The sequence below is a fragment of the uncultured Streptococcus sp. genome, assembly GCF_963518475.1.
Taxonomy (GTDB): domain Bacteria; phylum Bacillota; class Bacilli; order Lactobacillales; family Streptococcaceae; genus Streptococcus.
Genome location: NZ_CAUQJA010000005.1, coordinates 87,481 through 105,208, shown reverse-complemented (window position 1 = coordinate 105,208; position 17,728 = coordinate 87,481). Strand labels below are relative to the sequence as shown.

The 17,728-nt window shown below is 42.3% G+C and carries 16 protein-coding genes and 1 pseudogene; 2 read left to right on the top strand and 15 right to left on the bottom strand.

What is annotated here, in order from left to right:
* Positions 1-116 precede the first annotated feature (116 nt).
* Positions 117-1,097 (bottom strand): acetylxylan esterase, encoded by a 981-nt coding sequence (locus tag RYK12_RS03350; protein WP_314846937.1) that lies wholly within the window; start codon positions 1,095-1,097, stop codon positions 117-119.
* Positions 1,098-1,378: 281 nt separating this feature from the next.
* On the opposite strand from RYK12_RS03350, the pseudogene RYK12_RS03345 reads away from it, so the two are divergent.
* Positions 1,379-1,929 (top strand): annotated as a pseudogene (locus RYK12_RS03345) (GNAT family N-acetyltransferase).
* A 141-nt stretch (positions 1,930-2,070) separates the two neighbouring features.
* The gene (locus tag RYK12_RS03340) at positions 2,071-2,958 is read left to right on the top strand and encodes an Rpn family recombination-promoting nuclease/putative transposase (protein ID WP_314846935.1); all 888 of its coding nucleotides are present in this window, start codon (positions 2,071-2,073) and stop codon (positions 2,956-2,958) included.
* Between the two features lie 609 nt (positions 2,959-3,567).
* Here RYK12_RS03340 and recG read toward each other — a convergent pair.
* From recG to nrdR, 14 genes are all read right to left on the bottom strand, one after another.
* On the bottom strand, positions 3,568-5,583 hold the full coding sequence (gene recG, locus RYK12_RS03335; RefSeq protein WP_314846932.1) for an ATP-dependent DNA helicase RecG: 2,016 nt from the start codon (positions 5,581-5,583) through the stop codon (positions 3,568-3,570).
* Positions 5,584-5,601: 18 nt separating this feature from the next.
* Positions 5,602-6,705: an alanine racemase gene (gene alr / locus RYK12_RS03330; RefSeq protein WP_314846929.1), complete on the bottom strand. Its 1,104-nt coding sequence runs from the start codon at positions 6,703-6,705 to the stop codon at positions 5,602-5,604.
* The gene (acpS, locus tag RYK12_RS03325) at positions 6,695-7,057 is read right to left on the bottom strand and encodes a holo-ACP synthase (RefSeq protein ID WP_314846958.1); all 363 of its coding nucleotides are present in this window, start codon (positions 7,055-7,057) and stop codon (positions 6,695-6,697) included. The genes alr and acpS overlap by 11 nt, the downstream gene beginning before the upstream one ends.
* A 44-nt stretch (positions 7,058-7,101) precedes the next feature.
* On the bottom strand, positions 7,102-8,133 hold the full coding sequence (locus RYK12_RS03320; protein ID WP_000864041.1) for a 3-deoxy-7-phosphoheptulonate synthase: 1,032 nt from the start codon (positions 8,131-8,133) through the stop codon (positions 7,102-7,104).
* A gap of 1 nt (position 8,134) precedes the next feature.
* The gene (locus RYK12_RS03315; RefSeq protein ID WP_049538788.1) at positions 8,135-9,166 is read right to left on the bottom strand and encodes a 3-deoxy-7-phosphoheptulonate synthase; all 1,032 of its coding nucleotides are present in this window, start codon (positions 9,164-9,166) and stop codon (positions 8,135-8,137) included.
* Between the two features lie 80 nt (positions 9,167-9,246).
* Positions 9,247-11,760, bottom strand: a complete 2,514-nt coding sequence (gene secA, locus RYK12_RS03310) for a preprotein translocase subunit SecA (RefSeq protein ID WP_261009343.1) — start codon at positions 11,758-11,760, stop codon at positions 9,247-9,249.
* 145 nt (positions 11,761-11,905) lie between these two features.
* A complete protein-coding gene (locus RYK12_RS03305; RefSeq protein WP_314846925.1) occupies positions 11,906-12,193 on the bottom strand; it encodes a hypothetical protein in 288 nt (95 codons plus the stop codon).
* Between the two features lie 33 nt (positions 12,194-12,226).
* Positions 12,227-12,571 carry a hypothetical protein gene (locus RYK12_RS03300; RefSeq protein ID WP_261015059.1) on the bottom strand — a complete coding sequence of 115 codons (345 nt, stop codon included), beginning with the start codon at positions 12,569-12,571 and terminating at the stop codon, positions 12,227-12,229.
* Positions 12,572-12,639: 68 nt separating this feature from the next.
* Positions 12,640-12,975 carry a hypothetical protein gene (locus RYK12_RS03295; RefSeq protein ID WP_045612523.1) on the bottom strand — a complete coding sequence of 112 codons (336 nt, stop codon included), beginning with the start codon at positions 12,973-12,975 and terminating at the stop codon, positions 12,640-12,642.
* 83 nt (positions 12,976-13,058) lie between these two features.
* Positions 13,059-14,369: a ribosome biogenesis GTPase Der gene (gene der, locus RYK12_RS03290; RefSeq protein ID WP_001207696.1), complete on the bottom strand. Its 1,311-nt coding sequence runs from the start codon at positions 14,367-14,369 to the stop codon at positions 13,059-13,061.
* Positions 14,370-14,382: 13 nt separating this feature from the next.
* Positions 14,383-15,096, bottom strand: coding sequence for an NADPH-dependent oxidoreductase (locus tag RYK12_RS03285; protein WP_314846917.1), 714 nt, complete (start codon positions 15,094-15,096; stop codon positions 14,383-14,385).
* A complete protein-coding gene (gene dnaI / locus RYK12_RS03280; RefSeq protein WP_314846915.1) occupies positions 15,093-15,989 on the bottom strand; it encodes a primosomal protein DnaI in 897 nt (298 codons plus the stop codon). The genes RYK12_RS03285 and dnaI overlap by 4 nt, the downstream gene beginning before the upstream one ends.
* A complete protein-coding gene (locus RYK12_RS03275) occupies positions 15,990-17,159 on the bottom strand; it encodes a replication initiation and membrane attachment family protein (RefSeq protein ID WP_314846912.1) in 1,170 nt (389 codons plus the stop codon).
* Positions 17,160-17,633 (bottom strand): transcriptional regulator NrdR, encoded by a 474-nt coding sequence (gene nrdR / locus RYK12_RS03270; RefSeq protein WP_001203672.1) that lies wholly within the window; start codon positions 17,631-17,633, stop codon positions 17,160-17,162. It lies immediately after the preceding gene.
* Positions 17,634-17,728 lie beyond the last annotated feature (95 nt).

Sequence of the window (17,728 nt, the reverse complement as noted above, 5' to 3'; positions counted from 1 at the left end):
CCTCTATATTGATCTATAATAGATTCTATTTTTAGGAATATTTTGCTTTTCTGGCTTTTTCGAAAGTACTTTCAACATCTAAAGCAAAAAAGAGAGCTACTGGGCTCTCTCATTCATTATTTTACATACTTAAAAGGAATCTCACTGCCACAGAGCCAGTTGTAGACTTGGTCATTGACAAAAACATTCATAGCTTCATGGGCATACTCAGGCATGATACGATAGGCCTTATCGCAGGTCAGCCGATTGTAAATCGCAAACTGGGTTATAGGATAGCAAACATCATCGTCCAAGCCCGTAATCATCTTAACCTCACCCTTGATACGATGGGCAAGATTTTTCACATCGATATAGGCAAGGGTCGCCATAATTTCCTCCTCGGTTTCATGGAAAGGATCGTGAAACTTGAAATAACGGAAAAGTTCGTCGTAAGCCTCGCTAGTATTACCAATCTCAAGCACTCGTCTAAAGTCTGACAAGAAGGGATAGATGGCAACAGTTTTCTCAATTCGAGGATTGAGTGCTGCTGCAACCAAAGCTAAAGCCCCTCCTTGTGAGGCACCATAGCTAGAAAGACGCTTCTCATCCACCTGAGGCAGACTAGCAATAATTTCAATCAACTGGTAAATATCCAGATAAACATCCTTATAAAAGAGATGGTCCCGACCTTCCACAGCACCACGGATAATATGCCCTTTCACCGTATTTCCAAGAGGAGAACGCAAACCGTCTTGCGAGTAACCTGACTGGCCCCGCACATCCATGGAGACAACACCGTAACCAGCTACGGTGAATGCCAGCATGTCGGCCCAGTCCCAGCCACGTCCCATATAACCATGAAAATGGAAGATTATAGGAACTTTCCCCTCACTCTTTGGAAGAACGACGCGCGCATAGACCTTGCCTTCATTGGTTCCTTCAAAGCTTAACTCATAGCACTTGACTTGAGGAAGGTGGAAATTTCTTTCCTCCAACTGGTAGGCTGGAAGCGTGGAAACTTTTTTCACTTCCTCATCCCAGAAAACATCAAAATCTTCTGGAACCTCATCCCTGCCTTTATAGGTCTTAATTTCTTCTAGCAAAGTTGGATTTTTCATAGCATGCTCCTTTTATTTTGTAATCGCTATCACAACTGTAGCATATCTAAGTAATCAATGCAAGAAAGAAGGATAAATAGAAAGTGAATTTAGCTTTTTCCTTCAAGCCTATCGACTGAAAGTATAATCAATTGAATCTAGAATAGTACCAATTAACTTCTAAAGTATTTTTAGAAATTAATGTGAATGTCCCAGTTGATTTGTCTACAGCTTATCTCGATATACTATAGTTTCAATGGCGATTGGACAGAGAATCATTTATCAGAAAGCGAGGTAACATCATGAAAGCAATCGGTACGCAAATGTTACAGACAGAACGTTTGATTTTGAGAAGATTTGTGGAGAGTGATGCAGAAGCTATGTTTCAAAATTGGGCTTCGTCTGCTGAGAATCTAACCTACGTCACCTGGGATCCGCATCCTGATGTCGAGCTGACTCGAAATTCGATTTGAAATTGGGTTGCTTTCTATGCTAATCCTAACTATTACAAATGGGACATTTGCCTCAAAGAAAACCCAGAACAAGTGATAGGAGATATCAGCATCGTTGAAATGCACGAGGAAGATTTAAGTTGTGAAATTGGCTATGTTTTAGGAAAAACTATTGGGGGCGTGGTCTTATGACAGAGGCCTTAAAAGCTGTGTTGGACTTTTGTTTTACTCAAGCAGGATTTCAAAAAGTCAAAGCTCGATATGCCAGTCTCAACCTAGCTTCAGGCCGTGTCATGGAGAAGGCTGGAATGTTCTATCTAAAGACTGTTGCAAATGGGGTAGAGAGAAAAGGCTATATTGCGGTCCTTATTTATTATCAGATAAGCGGAGAAGACAGATAAGCTTAAAATTTATTGCTTACCCGCTGTTCTTATTTTTTATTTACTATTTCATTTATCCTCTTTTTTCCGAATAAATAGATAGAGCCAGAGAATCTAGGAAACCTAGATTTAAAACTGTGGTATAATGAAAGGAGAGGAAATATGATTCTCAGACATCCGGGCATCAGCCCGACCAATGACTTGGTTGCTAAGAAAATCTTTAGCAATCCAGAAATTACTTGTCAATTTATTCGCGATATGCTGGATTTACCAGCCAAAAATGTGACCATTTTGGAGGGAAGCAATATTCACGTCTTGCCTTCCATACCTTACTCGGCCCAGGATTTCTATACCAGTATAGATGTTTTGGCGGAGTTGGACAATGGCACGCAAGTAATCATTGAAATTCAGGTGCATCATCAGAATTTTTTCATTAATCGTTTATGGGCTTACCTGTGCAGTCAGGTCAATCAAAACCTTGAAAAAATTCGTCAACGAGAAGGTGATACACACCAGAGTTATAAACACATCGCACCAGTATATGCTATCGCTATCGTGGATAGCAACTACTTCCAAGATGATTTGGCCTTTCATAGCTTTAGCATGCGAGAGGATACGACAGGTGATGTCTTAACCATCACAAACAACGGTCAGGAAAACCATCTAGTCAAGATGGCATTCTTGGAATTAAAAAAATATAGAGAAACCAGCAAAGACGAGGTTCGCAAGCCGTGGTTGGAGTTTTTCGGCAATAAACCCTTTACCCAAGCACCCGAGCGAGCTATCAGTCAAGCAGACCAACTGCTAGACTACAAGAGCTGGTCCGAGGAGGACAGGAAGATGTTTAGTGAACAACGTAGACGCGAAGAACAAGCCTTGTTAGCGCAGGACTATGCCTTGGAAACTGCTAGAGCAGAGGGAGTTGAACAAGGTCTCGAGAGTGGGAAAATCTTTACCTTTCTAGATTTAGTACGCCAACATGTTTTAACTTCCGAATTTGCGAGTGAGCAATTGGGCATGACTGTCGCTGAGTTTGAGGCATTGTTGTAAGACCAGCACTAACTGTCAAGAACATCATCTAGTCAAGATGGCATTTTTGGAATTAAAAAAATATAGAGGAACCAGCAAAGACGAGGTTCGCAAGCCGTGGTTGGAGTTTTTGTAAATCATTAAATCAATGACAGATTTTTCCGTAATAGATGGAAGAATCTGTTTTTTTAGTTATGCTAGATGTTGGCTCTGAAATATTAAGATATAGTGTATTGAAATAAGATATGAACAAAGAAATTAGGAAAGTCAAATTATAGTTAAATGAAATAAAAACTGAACAAATTGATCGCGGAATTCAAACTAATTTCTAAAAATGTTTTAGAAAACTAGGTGTACTATTCCAGATTCAATCTACTATAATTTCTAGAATTTTTTTAGAATCCGCAGTGTGCTATTTTAGATTCAATAAATTGTGCTTTTAGAAACAAAAAAAGAGCATTTCGCTCTTTCTTCCTTCTATTTCTATTAGTTTTTTGCTTCTTTCTTTTGGAAAGTTGTTTGGTAATTTACTTTAATCGTTACTGTCATATGAGAGTCCTCGTTTCTTTTTGATGACTCTAGTATAAGGGCCAAACCTGAAAGCTAGCTTAAGATTTCCTTAGAGAAAGCTTAATCTAGATGTTCTCTCTTTTCTAGATGAAGAGCAATCATGAGCCACTCTGAATCCTCTTGCCAGCCTTCTATAGAACTAATGTAGCTTGCAACCTTTCTGGCTTCTTCTAAAATCGGAAAATCCTCGATAATATCAGCCACTTGGAACTCTGGAAGTCCTGACTGTCTGGTTCCAAAAATCTCACCCGAACCACGCATTTTCAAATCTTCCTCCGCAAGGACAAATCCATTGGTGGTTTCTGTCATGATACGCATGCGGTCTTTCCCAGAATCCGTCTTGGGATTGGCAACAAGAACTGCATAAGACTGCTTATCTCCCCTACCGACACGACCTCTGAGCTGGTGAAGCTGGCTGAGTCCGAAGCGATCCGCATCCATGATAATCATGACGGTCGCATTGGGAACGTTGACCCCAACCTCAATAACCGTTGTCGAAACCAGAATATCTGTTTTTCTCTCTTTAAAATCCTGCATAATCTGGTCTTTTTCGTCACTCTTCATCTTACCATGTAGAAGAGCCACTTCTGCCTTACCAGCAAAATGAGCCGTCAACTCTTCTGATAAGGCAATGGCATTTTTCAAATCCAGAGCTTCTGATTCTTCAATCAAAGGAGAGATGACATAGGCTTGGAAACCTTTTTGGATTTCTCCCTCTAACCAAGTCAAGACCTGAGGTAATTGCTCATGTTTGATCCAGCGTGTCACAATAGTCTTCCGTCCTGCTGGCATCTGGTCAATAATGGAAACATCCATATCCCCAAAGGCTGTGATGGCTAAGGTTCGTGGAATCGGCGTCGCCGTCATCATAAGAACGTCAGGATTGTCTCCTTTTTCCCGTAAAATCCGCCTTTGCCCCACACCAAAACGGTGCTGCTCATCGATGATAATCAAGCCCAGACGAGCATAATCTACCCCATCCTGAATCAGAGCGTGTGTTCCGATAATCAAATCAGCCTCACCCTTGGCAATAGTCTCCAAGACTTCTCGCTTTTCTGCAGCTTTCAAGGAACCTGTCAAGAGAGCCAGTTTCAAGTCCGGAAAAAGACCCTTCAAACTCTCAAAATGTTGCTCTGCAAGGATTTCTGTTGGCACCATGAGAGCAGCCTGGTAGCCAGCTGTCACTGCTGCAAACATGGCCAAGCCAGCGACCACCGTTTTTCCGCTCCCCACATCCCCTTGCAAAAGACGATTCATGTGGTGGTCAGACTTCATGTCGGTCAAAATTTCCTGCAAACTCTTTTCCTGAGCTTGAGTCAAGGCAAAAGGCAAGCTTTCTTTGACTGCTGTCACTTTTTCTTGAGACCAGTTCAGAACCAGACCGCTTCCCTGAACTCTATTTTCAGACTTGAGCGTCTGCAACTGCATTTGAAAATAAAAGAGTTCCTCAAACTTGATACGGCGAAGGGCCTGCTTGTATTCTGCCAAATCCTTGGGGAAATGCATGGCACGAACGGCCTGACAACGGGACATGAGTTTGTATTTGTCCAGCAAGGACTGGGGCAGATTTTCCTCAATCAAGAGGTCCAGTCCCTGATCAAAGGCTGTCTTGATGATCTTGACCAGACTTGCTTGACTGATTCCCTGAGCCAAGCGATAAACAGGTTGGAGGTCATCCTCCACCTGAGCTAGGACCTTCATCCCTGTCAGGCTAGCCTTGGCACGGTCCCATTTTCCAAAGACGGCAAGGGTTGCTCCCAACTCTATCTTATCAGCTAGATAGGGCTGGTTAAAGAAATTCACCGCAAAAACGACTTCTCCCTGCTTGAGGCTAAAGCGCAGACGATTGCGCTTGAATCCATAATACTGGACACTGGCAGGAGTCACGACTTGACCAGATAGGACTGCCTTCTCCCCGTCCTCTAGTTCCAATACTTGCTTGGTTTTGAAGTCTTCATAACGGAAAGGAAAGTAGAGCAAGAGGTCTTGCAAATTTTCAATTCCTAGTTTGGCGTATTTCTCTGCTGACTTTGGTCCCACACCAGGTAAGACATGCAAGGGTTGATGTAGATTCATGCTCCACTCCTTTCTTTTCTAATAATATTCTCTCGGAATGCGGTCGCTGAGGAGACAAACCACCTCATAGTTAATAGTGCCACGGTAGGTCGCTACCTGAGTAGCTGTGATTTCCTTGCCCCCATTAGAACCAATGAGGGTGACTTTTGTTCCTAAGGGATAAAGCTTAGGCAGACGAATGGTGATTTGGTCCATCGAAACCCGCCCGACGATTGGGCAAGCTTGGCCATCTACCAAGACAGAAAAATTCTGCATATCTCGTGTCCAACCATCCGCATAGCCAATTGGTACCGTCGCGATGACTTGCTCACTATCCGCTTGATATGTCGCTCCGTAGCCCATGCAAGCTCCAGCTGGAACTGTCTTGACGTGAACCAAGGCAGATTCCAAGGTCAAGGCTGGAGTCAAGTCATAAGGCAAGTCCAAAACCTCTCCGCTAGGATTAAGACCATACATGGCATCTCCCATACGGACCGCATTGAAAATAGTCTCTGCATGCCAAAGAGTCGTTGCCGAATTACTGGCATGAACCAGCTCTGGAGCTTCCTTCATACTGGCCAAAATAGTTTTAAACCATTCTAACTGGGCATTAAAGTAGTCATCTGATTTCTCGTCTGCAGTAGCAAAGTGGGTAAAAATCCCTTCAACACGAGCACCGTGTTGTTGGAGCAAGTCTTGAGCCTGCTCAGCCTCACAAGCCTCTCGAAAACCAATCCGTCCCATTCCTGAATCAATCTTGAGGTGGACTGTCAATCCAGTTAGGTCCACTTCCTTATCTAAGAGTGCTTTAATCCACTCCAGCCCAGCCACTGTCAAGGTGATGTCGTATTCTTTAGCAAGAGAAACAGCTTCGATTTCAGAAACTCCTAAAATGAGGATTTTCTTCCTGAGTCCAGCTTGTCTGAGTTCAATGGCTTCATCAATATTGGAAACACAAAAGCCATCAACATCATCTTGAATCGCCTTGGCAACGGTAACAGCTCCATGACCATAGGCATTAGCCTTGACTACTGCAAATTTGAGCGTTCCTTGAGGGATATAAGCCCCCATTTGCTGAATATTTTGTCGAATAGCTCCCAGATGAATCAGAGCCTTGGTTGGTCTATGTGGACTAGCTTTCATGATTTTCCTCCAAAATGACACTGGCTGTCACAAACTGATCTGTATGGCTGATAGACAGCCAAATCTTTCCTAAAAATGGTGCCTGACTAAAATAAGGCGCCCCGCGTTCATTATTCAAGACTTCCAAATCCTGGAAACCGAGCTTGCCAATACCAGTTCCCATAGCCTTGGAAAAGGCCTCCTTAGCCGACCAGCGGCCAGCTAAATATTCGATTTGCCTGCGCCCTTTAAGACTATTAAACCGTTCCATTTCCTTGAAGGTCAGCACACGCTTAGCAAATCCTTCATGTCGTGTAACTGCGCTTTCTATCGAAGCTAATTCTTCGATGTCAATTCCGTGTCCAACTATCATTCTCATCAAAAGGAGTTGAGATTCCCCAACTCCATCCTTTTCACTTATTTTGTCAAGGTAGCATAGATTTCTTCTACCAAAGCCTCTGTGTTTTCCCAACCTAGGCAAGGGTCGGTAATAGAACAACCAAAGACCTCTGGTTGATTTTGACGACCATCTGCTAGGTAAGATTCAATCATAAAGCCTCGAACTGTCTTTTTAATTTTCTCGTTCCAATCACGATTTTGCAAGGTCTGGCGAACAATACGAATCTGCTCCATATATTGCTTGCCTGAATTATCATGGTTGGTATCGATGAGGATAAAAGGATTTTCAAGTCCCATGGCTTCATAGCGTTCGATGGCATTTAACAGGGTTTCATAGTAAAAGTTAGGCTCATTTTTCCCATATTCATTGACTGCGCCACGAAGGATGACGTGGGCCAAGGGATTTCCTGAAGTCTCAACTTCTTGGCCATGGAAAAGGAAGGTCTGTTTGTTCTGAGCGGCATAGATGCCATTAAACATGACACCCAAATTTCCAGAGGTTGGATTTTTCATCCCCACTGGTGCATCAATCCCCGAGGCCACAAAGCGGTGCTCTTGGTCTTCCACAGAACGAGCCCCAACAGCATGGTAGCTGACCAAATCATCTACCAAGACCAGATTTGACGGATAAAGCATCTCATCTGCCGTTGTCAAACCAGTCTCTGTAATCACGCGGTAGTGCAACTGGCGCACAGCCTGCAAGCCATTAATTAGACTTGGAGCCTTAGAGGTATCTGGTTGGTGAACCAAACCTTTATAGCCGTCTCCGTTTGTACGAGGTTTAGCTGTATAAACACGCATAACCATGAAAATCTTGTCCGCAACCTTCTTCTGCAAGGCGGATAAACGGCGGGCATATTCCAAGACAGCCTCTTCATTATCAGAAGAGCAAGGACCAATCACCAAAAGAATTCTATCATCTTCTCCTGAAATGATATCTGCTAATTCTCTATCACGGCGCTCCTTTAGTCGCAGGGCTTCCGCAGACAATTGGGTTTCTGCCTTGATTGCTTCAATATCAATTTCTTGACCTTTTTCAATAAATGCCATCTTATTCTCCTAGCGTTTGGTAGATTTCTCTGACAAGGGCTTCCGTATTTTCCCAGCCAAGACAAGGGTCTGTGATAGACTTGCCAAATACTTCCGGTTCGTTTTGACGGCCGTCTTCTAGATAAGACTCAATCATAAAGCCACGAACGTACTGCTTGATTTTTTCATTCCAATCACGATTAATCAAGGTCTGACGGACAATTCGAATCTGGTCCATATATTGCTTACCAGAGTTGTCATGATTGGTGTCGACGATGATAAAGGGATTTTCCAAGCCCATTTTCTCATACTGAGCAATAGTATCCATCAAGTTATCATAGTAGTAGTTGGGAATATTCTTACCATACTCATTGATCGCTCCACGAAGAATGGCATGCGAAAGCGGGTTCCCAGTTGTTTCCACTTCTTTTCCTAGGAAAAGGAAACTTTGTTTGTTTTGAGCAGCATAAATCCCATTAAACATAACATTGAGATTTCCAGATGTCGGATTTTTAAAACCAGTCGCAAAATCTGCTCCACTTGCCACGAAGCGGTGTTGCTGGTCTTCAACTGAACGGGCACCAACCGCCATGTAGGAAATCAAATCATCCACAAGAGGAAGATTTTCAGGATAAAGCATTTCATCAGCTGTTGTCATACCTGTTTCTGTGATAACACGATAATGAAGATGTCGAACGGCTTTGATTCCATTAATGAGACTAGGCGCTTCTGCCGTGTTAGGCTGGTGAATCAAGCCCTTATAGCCATCTCCGTTGGTACGAGGTTTGGCAGTGTAAACACGCATAACCATAAAGATACGGTCTGCCACTTCTTCTTGCAGGACTGCCAAACGCTTAGCGTATTCAAGAACAGCTTCTTCATTGTCAGATGAGCATGGCCCGATTACCAAGAGAATCCGCTGGTCTTCTCCACGTATAATGGCTTCTAGCTCTTGATCACGCTGTGATTTTCTCTCCAAAGCTTGGCCTTCTAATTTTGATAAGGCACGAACTTCTTCAATATTAATTTTAGGACTTTTTGCTGTAAATACCATAACTCATCTCCTTATAAATCAAACGGATACCAAGTAAAAATTTACTTTTCACAAGGTATCCGCCTCTAAACTATCTCATTTTATTGTCTTTTACCGTGACAGTTTTTAAACTTCTTACCAGAACCACATGGGCAAAGTTCATTCCGTCCAATCTGGCTCAAATCCAAATTTTCAGGCATATTTGCTTGGTGGGCAGCGATATTACGAGTCGCTGTTGTACTGATATGGTGTTCTGCTTGTGGTCTTTCTTGTTCATGAATTTGTGCTTTCATCATCAAGCGTGTCACATCAAACTCAATCGAACCAATCATGTCATTAAACATACGGAAACCTTCTGCCTGATACTCAACAACAGGGTTGTTCTGAGCATAGCCACGAAGTCCAACCGCATTACGCAATTGATCGAGGGCATCGATATGATCTGTCCACTTGTTATCTACCACTCGTAGAATCAAGACTTTTTGGAATTCTTTAACTGCTTCTTCATCGCGTAGTTTTGAAACCTGACTATCGTAAACTTGCAAGGCACGTTGGAAAAGCTCTTCCTTGATGGCCTTATCAGACAAGCCTGACAAGTCTTCTATCGTGATAGAATCTTCTGGAAGCAAGTTGTACTTAGCAAAGTTCAAAATTGCTTCGAGTTTTTCATCTTGTTTGGCACGCGCATGACCATCAACGACACGACCAATCGTACGTTTGATCATAGCCTGAATTTCAGGTGCCAAGTCACGATCTGCAGTGATGACGTCGTAACGTTGAGCGTAGATAATCTCACGTTGTTCACGCATGACATCATCATATTGAAGGACTTGTTTACGGGTATCGTAGTTATTTCCTTCGACACGTTTTTGCGCTGCTTCAACCTGACGCGTCAACATACGAGACTCAATGGCCTCTTCAGACATATTGAGACGTTCAAAGATTCCCTTCAAGCGTTCAGAACCAAAACGTTTCATCAAGTCATCTTCAAGAGATAGGTAGAATTGTGACTCACCTGGGTCTCCTTGACGACCTGAACGTCCACGAAGCTGGTTATCGATACGACGGCTTTCATGACGTTCTGTACCAATCACACAAAGTCCTCCAAGTTCACGAACCCCTTCACCAAGCTTGATGTCAGTACCACGACCGGCCATGTTGGTTGCGATAGTAACAGCACCACGTTGACCAGCATTCATGATGATTTGGGCTTCTTTATAGTGGTTCTTAGCATTCAAAACTTCGTGAGGAACGCCAGCTGCGACCAATTTCTTAGAAATGTAATCACTAGTTTCAACCGCTACTGTACCAACCAAGACAGGTTGACCTTTTTGGTAACGAGCCTTAACGTCTTCGACAACCGCCTTAAACTTAGCTTCAATACTTGCATAAAGAAGGTCTGAGTGGTCAATCCGTTGAACAGGACGGTTGGTTGGGATTGGAATAACACGAATGTTGTAAATTTCACGGAATTCTTCTTCCTCAGTCTTACCTGTACCCGTCATACCAGACAATTTCTTATACATACGGAAAAGGTTTTGGTAAGTGATTGAGGCAGATGTCTTAGTTTCATCCTGGATTGGCACACCTTCTTTAGCTTCAATAGCTTGGTGCAATCCATCAGAATAACGACGACCTTCCATAGTACGACCTGTAAATTGGTCGACGATCAGAATTTCTTGCTCTTCGCTCACCACATAGTCAATATCGAGAAGCATGATGTAGTTGGCACGAAGGGCATTATCAATAAAGTGAGTCAAAGCCACATTTTCGATGTCATAGAGGTTTTCAAGCTTGAAGTAGCTTTCAGCCTTGTCAATCCCTGAATCAGACAAACCAATAGTCTTAGACTGCACATCGATGATGTAGTCGTCTTTGTCCAACGATTTTACATAGTGGTCTGCCATGTGGTAGAGCTGACTGGTTTCAACCGCATTAGCACCTGATACGATCAAAGGTGTACGAGCCTCGTCAATCAAGATAGAGTCAACCTCATCGACCAAGGCATAGTTGAGCGGACGTTGTACCATGTTTTCAGCGCGAACGACCATGTTGTCACGAAGGTAGTCAAATCCAATTTCTGAGTTGGTTGAGTAAGTAATATCACACTCATAGGCTTCTTTTTTCTCCATTGGAGATTTGGCAGCCAAGTTGATTCCTACTGACAAACCAAGCCAAGAGTACAATTCACCCATTTCAGTCGCGTCACGTTCTGATAGGTATTCATTAACCGTAACTACGTGAACCCCTTTACCTGAAAGGGCATTGAGGTATACGGGCATAGTCGCAGTCAAGGTTTTCCCTTCCCCTGTACGCATCTCTGGCACGTCACCATGGTGAAGAACGATTCCCCCCATAACCTGAACCTTATATGGGAAGAGTCCTAGGACACGTTTGGCACCTTCACGGACAACCGCAAATGCTTCATAAAGCAATGAATCCAGTGATTCTCCATTTTGATAACGTTCTTTAAATTCAACTGTTTTTGCTTTTAGTTGGTCATCTGTCAAAGCAGCCATTTGGTCTTCGTATTTGAAAACCTTGTCAGCCATCTTTTCCAGACGACGGATTTCTCCTTTATCATTTTCGATAATTGTTTTTAAAATATTAGCCATGTTTTTCCTTACTTTAAATTCCGAATATTTTAGAATGTTCTTTTAATTTTAGCACAATTACTGATTATTTTCAAGGAAGAATCCCCATTTTGAAAAGGAAAAAGAGGCTAGTTTCCAAGCTAACCTCTCTGACTTTTATGATACTTTAATTGCCAAAAATCGGCAAAATCGCAAATAGGATAAATAGATTAATCCAAAGAGAAAAACAGCAGATCAATCCAAAAACAAAGAGACTGACTTTCTTGGACAGCAAGGCCATCAAAATAGACAGAATACCAAAAACTAGCAAGACTTTCTGTATGCTGAAGAGGTCAATCTTTCCCCCCAGAATCGGACTGCCCCAAGGAAGAAAGAAGAAAGTAATCCAGATCAACAGAACTAAACCAATATAGACCTTAGAATAGCGTGTAATAAATGATTTTAGATGTGCCATAAGCCACCTCCTATAAATAAAAACCGATATAAATCAATACCTTCCCCCCGTAGACTTTCCTAACTCCTTTCTTAGTCTAAGCATTTTTTTGAAAAAGATATAGTCTAACCAGTCGCTGCCTAGAGATAAGACTATCAAAAGCAACCCAAAACCCCAAGCACTAGCATCTGATTCATGATTTAGAACAAAAGGGAAAAATAAGAATGAAAAAATTGTCATATCCAAGCTAAACAGAGCTAAAAGGGAAATATAAATCCAGTAAAAATAGTAGAAGATGGGGAAAATTTTACTGTTTCTGTCAGCATTGTCTATCCAATAGAAAAAATAAAAACAAGGAAATAAGAGTATTAAATGAAACCAATTAAACGACAGTTTCATCAGCGACACCTCCTCTTTAAAATTGTTTTCTTTAGTTTCGTTCTATTAAGTGTTATTACCAATATAAATCAATGCCTTCCACCTTTAGACTTCCCTAGTTCCCGTCTCAAGCGAAACATTTTTTTGAAACAGGAATAAGTTAACCAATTCAGACCAATAGCTAGCAGAATAAAAAGAAACCAAATGACCCAAAACTTGATATCTGTCACATTTCTCAAGACGATATTGAAAAACAGAACTGAAACAACTGTCCAAGCAAGGCTAAAAAGAGAATAGAGGGGGATGTAAACCCAGTAAAAATAGTAAAAAATTGGGAAAAATTTACTATTTCTGTTGGCCTTTTCAATCCAGTTATCAAAATAAAAGTAAGGTGCTAAAAGTAAGAATTTAAACAAATGTTCCATCATCGACACCTCTTTTTGATAGCGTTTTCTTCAACTTCATTCTATCAAAAAAATCTGGAAATGTCATTCCAGATTCTACTTTTTTATTTACGTTTTCTTGCGATGAGATGGATTGGTGTTCCTTCAAAGACAAAGGCCTTGCGGATTTGATTTTCCAAGAAACGCAGGTAAGAAAAGTGCATGAGTTCTTCTTCGTTGACAAAGATAACAAAGGTTGGTGGTTTGGTTGCCACTTGGGTCGCATAGAAAATCTTGAGGCGTTTCCCTTTGTCTGTCGGTGTTGGGTTGATGGCAATAGCATCCATAATCACATCGTTCAAGACAGCTGATGGAATACGTGTGTTTTGACTTTCGCTGATTTGCTTGATCATCTCAGGAAGTTTGTGGAGACGTTGCTTGGTCAAAGCGGATACAAAGATAATCGGGGCGTAAGGCAGGTATTGGAACTGCTCACGGATATCTTCTTCCCAGTTTTTCATAGTGTGGTTGTCTTTTTCAAGCGTATCCCACTTGTTGACTACGATAATCATCCCTTTACCAGCTTCATGGGCAAATCCTGCGATACGCTTGTCGTATTCACGGATACCCTCTTCCGCATTGATGACCATTAAGACCACATCTGAACGGTCAATAGCACGCATGGCACGCATGACAGAATATTTCTCGGTATTTTCATAAACCTTACCAGACTTACGCATACCAGCCGTATCAATCATGGTAAACTCTTGACCATCTGTATCTGTAAAGTGGGTATCAATGGCGTCACGCGTTGTTCCAGCAACTGGACTAGCAATGACACGGTCTTCTCCCAAGATAGCATTGATCAAGCTTGATTTTCCGACGTTAGGACGACCAATCAAGCTAAACTTAATCACATCTGGATTTTCTTCTTCATATTCATTTGGAAGATTTTCTACGATGGCATCTAGCACATCCCCTGTACCGATACCATGGACAGATGAGATAGGCAATGGTTCACCCAAACCGAGAGCATAGAAATCATAGATATCATTTCGCATCTCAGGGTTGTCCACCTTGTTAACTGCGAGGATAACTGGTTTATGGGTCTTATAAAGCTTACGGGCTACGTATTCGTCTGCATCGGTAATTCCTTCCTTACCAGATACGACAAAGACGATAACATCTGCTTCTTCCATGGCAATTTCTGCCTGGTGCTTGATTTGTTCCATGAAAGGAGCATCGACATCATCGATTCCTCCTGTATCAATCATGCTAAACGAACGATTGAGCCACTCACCCGTTGCATAGATACGGTCACGTGTCACTCCTTCGACATCCTCTACAATGGAGATTCGCTCACCAGCGATCCGATTAAATAGGGTTGATTTCCCAACATTGGGACGTCCTACAATGGCAATAGTTGGTAGGGCCATAATTTCTCACTTTCTACAATAACTTCTTCTGTTCAAGATTTTTTCTAGTTGAGTTTGGTTCTGCTTGACCAAACTGTTCTGCTAGGCGCTGACTCCAGCTTGTGGTCGCACGCGCTCCAGCATAGTCCGCCTGTACACGGTCATAAGCTTCGATTGCATCAGTTGACTGTTCTCGGTATTCTTCCTCAAACACCACTTGATGCAATGGCAAGCGAGGTTTGACTTCATGTTCTTCATTTGGAAGACCCAGTGCCATCCCAAAGACAGGATAGGTGTAGTCAGGCAAATTAAAGAGTTCTGCTACTTCTTCTGACTTGTATCGCACCAAGCCAATAATGACACCACCATAGCCCAAGCTTTCAGCTGCCAGCAAGGCATTTTGACCAGCAAGAGCCGCATCGACTGAACTAATCAAGAGACCTTCTACACCTTGAGGTTGGAAAGTATCAGTATGAAGCTGTGCTCCCTTTTCCGCTCGGTTCAAATCTCCGACAAAGAGAAGGAAAACAGCTGACTGGCGAATGGCTTCTTGAGGTACCAATTCATACAGAGCATCTTTCTTCTCTTGACTTCGTACCACAATCACAGAGTAGGATTGGAAATTTTTCCAAGACGAGGCCATCTGGGCTGCTGTCAAAATTTCAGTCAAGTCTTCCTGAGGAAGGCCTTGCTCCTTAAACCTGCGCACTGAAGTATGAGCCTTCATTAATTTGATTGTTTCGGTCATCGACGGTTCACTCCTTCTAAACGAGTCTCCTCAGCCAAATAACGGATGCGTTCCATGACGCGTCTGGCTTCCCAGGTTTCGTCATTTCCATGCTTTCCTTTAGCGAAATGCAGCTCCAATTCTTCAAAGTCGAAGTTGGAGGTGAAAAAGGTCGGTAAATTTTCCTGCATCCGATATTGGAGAATGACTTGCAGGATTTCATCCCGCACCCAAGCTGTTGATTGCTCGGCACCAATATCATCTAAAATTAGGACTTCAGAAAGCTTAATCTCATCCACCAAGGTCTTAACATTGCCATCACCGATAGCATTTTTAACATCAATGACAAAGCTAGGATAGTGGAGAAGGGTTGATGAAACACCGCGTTTTTCTGATAAATCATGGGCTAGAGCAGCCACCATGAAACTTTTACCCACACCAAAATCTCCATACAAATAAAGACCTTTTCGAATAGCTGGATATTGCTCTACGAAGGCTAATAGCTTTTCAAAAACTGGCAAGCGACCCAAATCATCCAAGTCTACTTGAGCTAAACTAGCTTTCCTGAGACTGGCTGGCAGATTGATTAACTTGAGACGATTCTTAATAGCCGCTTCTTTTTCCGCCGCGATTAGTTCAGGAGTTTCTTCGTAAGAAACATCCGCATAGCCATGATTCATAACCAAAATCGGCTTGTAGCCTTTGGCAATATAATCCGTATCCCCACGGAGAAATTTGTCACGCTCGGTGATGTACTGATTAAACTTGGAGATACTGCGATTTAATTCCTCTGGACTCAAGGATTCTTGCTGGATAAAGGCCGCAACATCAGGGTCCTTCATGATTTTCTGGACCAAATCTTGATAATGAAAACGGCTAGGTTGACGTTTGAGTACGTCTCCGACACTTTCCATCTAATCTCCTCCTTTTTCTAATCGAGCTAATAGTTCTTGTTTCTTACGTTCTAGTTCCAGACGAGTTTCCTCGCTGGTTTCATTCTTATAATCTGGATTACTCCACTTGGGTACATTGGACTTGGTAGGACTGGGTTTACTGCTTTTTTGAGCCTGACTCTTCTGCCCTCTCTCACGGATGCGCAAGACTGCCTCTTCTGCCGAATGAATCTTTTGATAGGCGTAATCATTGGCTACCTTCATGGCATATTTCTCATTGATATTTGCCGAATCCACCTTATTAAAGGTCAACAAGAGAATGATATTAATAACTTCGTCCAGCAAGCCCAAACCAGCCATCTGCTGCAAGAGTTCTCTTTCTGTTTGGGTAATGGTCCCCTTGCGTGTTTGCTTGATTTCTGCTAAGAACTGCAGGGCCGTTTTACTTTTGGCTTCTTTGATAATGGTCGTTTCCTTAGGACTAAAGTCAGAGGAAACAGGTTTTTGAGCAATTTTTTCCCGCATGCGTTTAGTTGAAATAACCTGGGAAACAGCTGTTGACTTAGCCAATTGATAGGTTTCAAACCAAGTCCATTTCTTCTCCTCGGCAATGGCAAAGAGGTTTAAGACATCGGACTGCTCATCCGCAAAGCGAAGCCCATCTCGAGCCATAAGCTGACGAAAATGGTCTAAGTCAAAATCGTTGGCCACTTTCTTCTTGAGACCAAGGTCTTCTTGATTTCCTAGTTCTGCCAAATCTGGAAAGACTTGATTGAGTGAGACAGGTATTTCTTCACCATCAGCACTTTCAACTTTCAAATCCTCCACAGCTGCATCGCCAATCTTTTTCTCCAAAAGTCTGCGATAAACAGGATGCTCCAAGAAGTCTTGACTAGATAGAGGAGCATGAAGGGCTAGCTGATAGGTATCCCCTTTTTGATAGAGGGTCAAGAGATTGAAAGCAGATAGGATTTTCAGGGATTTTATCAGTCTATCCATCCCAAAGTTAAGATGGTTAAGAATACTTGAAAAGAGGTATTCCTTTCTACCATTATCCCAAAAATTGATTGTATAAAGATAAAGGCTCAGTGCCTCCTGACCGATAATCGGGAGGTAGCACTGTACCAGAGATGAGGTATCTTGCGACACCCGATTATTCTTTAGATAAGAAAAACGGTCAATTGGCTTCATTTATCTTTCCTTTTTCTTTTTAGAGGACTGAGTGATTTGTTGGAGCAAACTCTCTAACTCACTGACATCCTTAAAACTACGATAGACACTGGCAAAACGTACATAAGTAATCTCGTCCAATTCAGCCAACTCCTCCATGACGAGTGAACCAATGTCCTCACTTTGAATTTCATTTTCATTTCGACCACGGAGTTTCTGTTCGATACGATTGACTACCATGTTGATTTCATCACTTGACACAGGACGTTTCTGGGCTGAGCGGATAATCCCATTAAAGATTTTATCTCTGGAGAATTGTTCCCGCGTGCCATCTTTTTTAACAACCACTAAGGTTCTTTCTTCTACTCGTTCGTAGGTTGTAAAACGGTGTTGGCATTCGTCGCACTCACGTCTTCTACGAATAGTGTTCCCTTCTTCTGCTTGGCGACTATCGATAACACTTGACTTGGTAGCCCCACATTTTGGACAACGCATCCTTTCCCTCCTTATCGTTTTCTTTTAATTATACCATTTTTTAAACGATTCCCAAAACAATTCTTCTTTTTGCTTGACAAGTTTTTTGTTTTGTT

Coding starts and splice junctions, on each gene's coding strand:
- RYK12_RS03300 (WP_261015059.1), bottom strand. CDS start 12,571: ATGAAACTGTCGTTTAATTGGTTTCATTTAATACTCTTATTTCCTTGT.
- RYK12_RS03295 (WP_045612523.1), bottom strand. CDS start 12,975: ATGGAACATTTGTTTAAATTCTTACTTTTAGCACCTTACTTTTATTTT.
- acpS (WP_314846958.1), bottom strand. CDS start 7,057: ATGATAGTTGGACACGGAATTGACATCGAAGAATTAGCTTCGATAGAA.
- secA (WP_261009343.1), bottom strand. CDS start 11,760: ATGGCTAATATTTTAAAAACAATTATCGAAAATGATAAAGGAGAAATC.
- der (WP_001207696.1), bottom strand. CDS start 14,369: ATGGCCCTACCAACTATTGCCATTGTAGGACGTCCCAATGTTGGGAAA.
- RYK12_RS03275 (WP_314846912.1), bottom strand. CDS start 17,159: ATGAAGCCAATTGACCGTTTTTCTTATCTAAAGAATAATCGGGTGTCG.
- RYK12_RS03350 (WP_314846937.1), bottom strand. CDS start 1,097: ATGAAAAATCCAACTTTGCTAGAAGAAATTAAGACCTATAAAGGCAGG.
- RYK12_RS03315 (WP_049538788.1), bottom strand. CDS start 9,166: ATGGTATTTACAGCAAAAAGTCCTAAAATTAATATTGAAGAAGTTCGT.
- alr (WP_314846929.1), bottom strand. CDS start 6,705: ATGAAAGCTAGTCCACATAGACCAACCAAGGCTCTGATTCATCTGGGA.
- RYK12_RS03320 (WP_000864041.1), bottom strand. CDS start 8,133: ATGGCATTTATTGAAAAAGGTCAAGAAATTGATATTGAAGCAATCAAG.
- nrdR (WP_001203672.1), bottom strand. CDS start 17,633: ATGCGTTGTCCAAAATGTGGGGCTACCAAGTCAAGTGTTATCGATAGT.
- dnaI (WP_314846915.1), bottom strand. CDS start 15,989: ATGGAAAGTGTCGGAGACGTACTCAAACGTCAACCTAGCCGTTTTCAT.
- RYK12_RS03285 (WP_314846917.1), bottom strand. CDS start 15,096: ATGACCGAAACAATCAAATTAATGAAGGCTCATACTTCAGTGCGCAGG.
- RYK12_RS03340 (WP_314846935.1), top strand. CDS start 2,071: ATGATTCTCAGACATCCGGGCATCAGCCCGACCAATGACTTGGTTGCT.
- recG (WP_314846932.1), bottom strand. CDS start 5,583: ATGAATCTACATCAACCCTTGCATGTCTTACCTGGTGTGGGACCAAAG.
- RYK12_RS03305 (WP_314846925.1), bottom strand. CDS start 12,193: ATGGCACATCTAAAATCATTTATTACACGCTATTCTAAGGTCTATATT.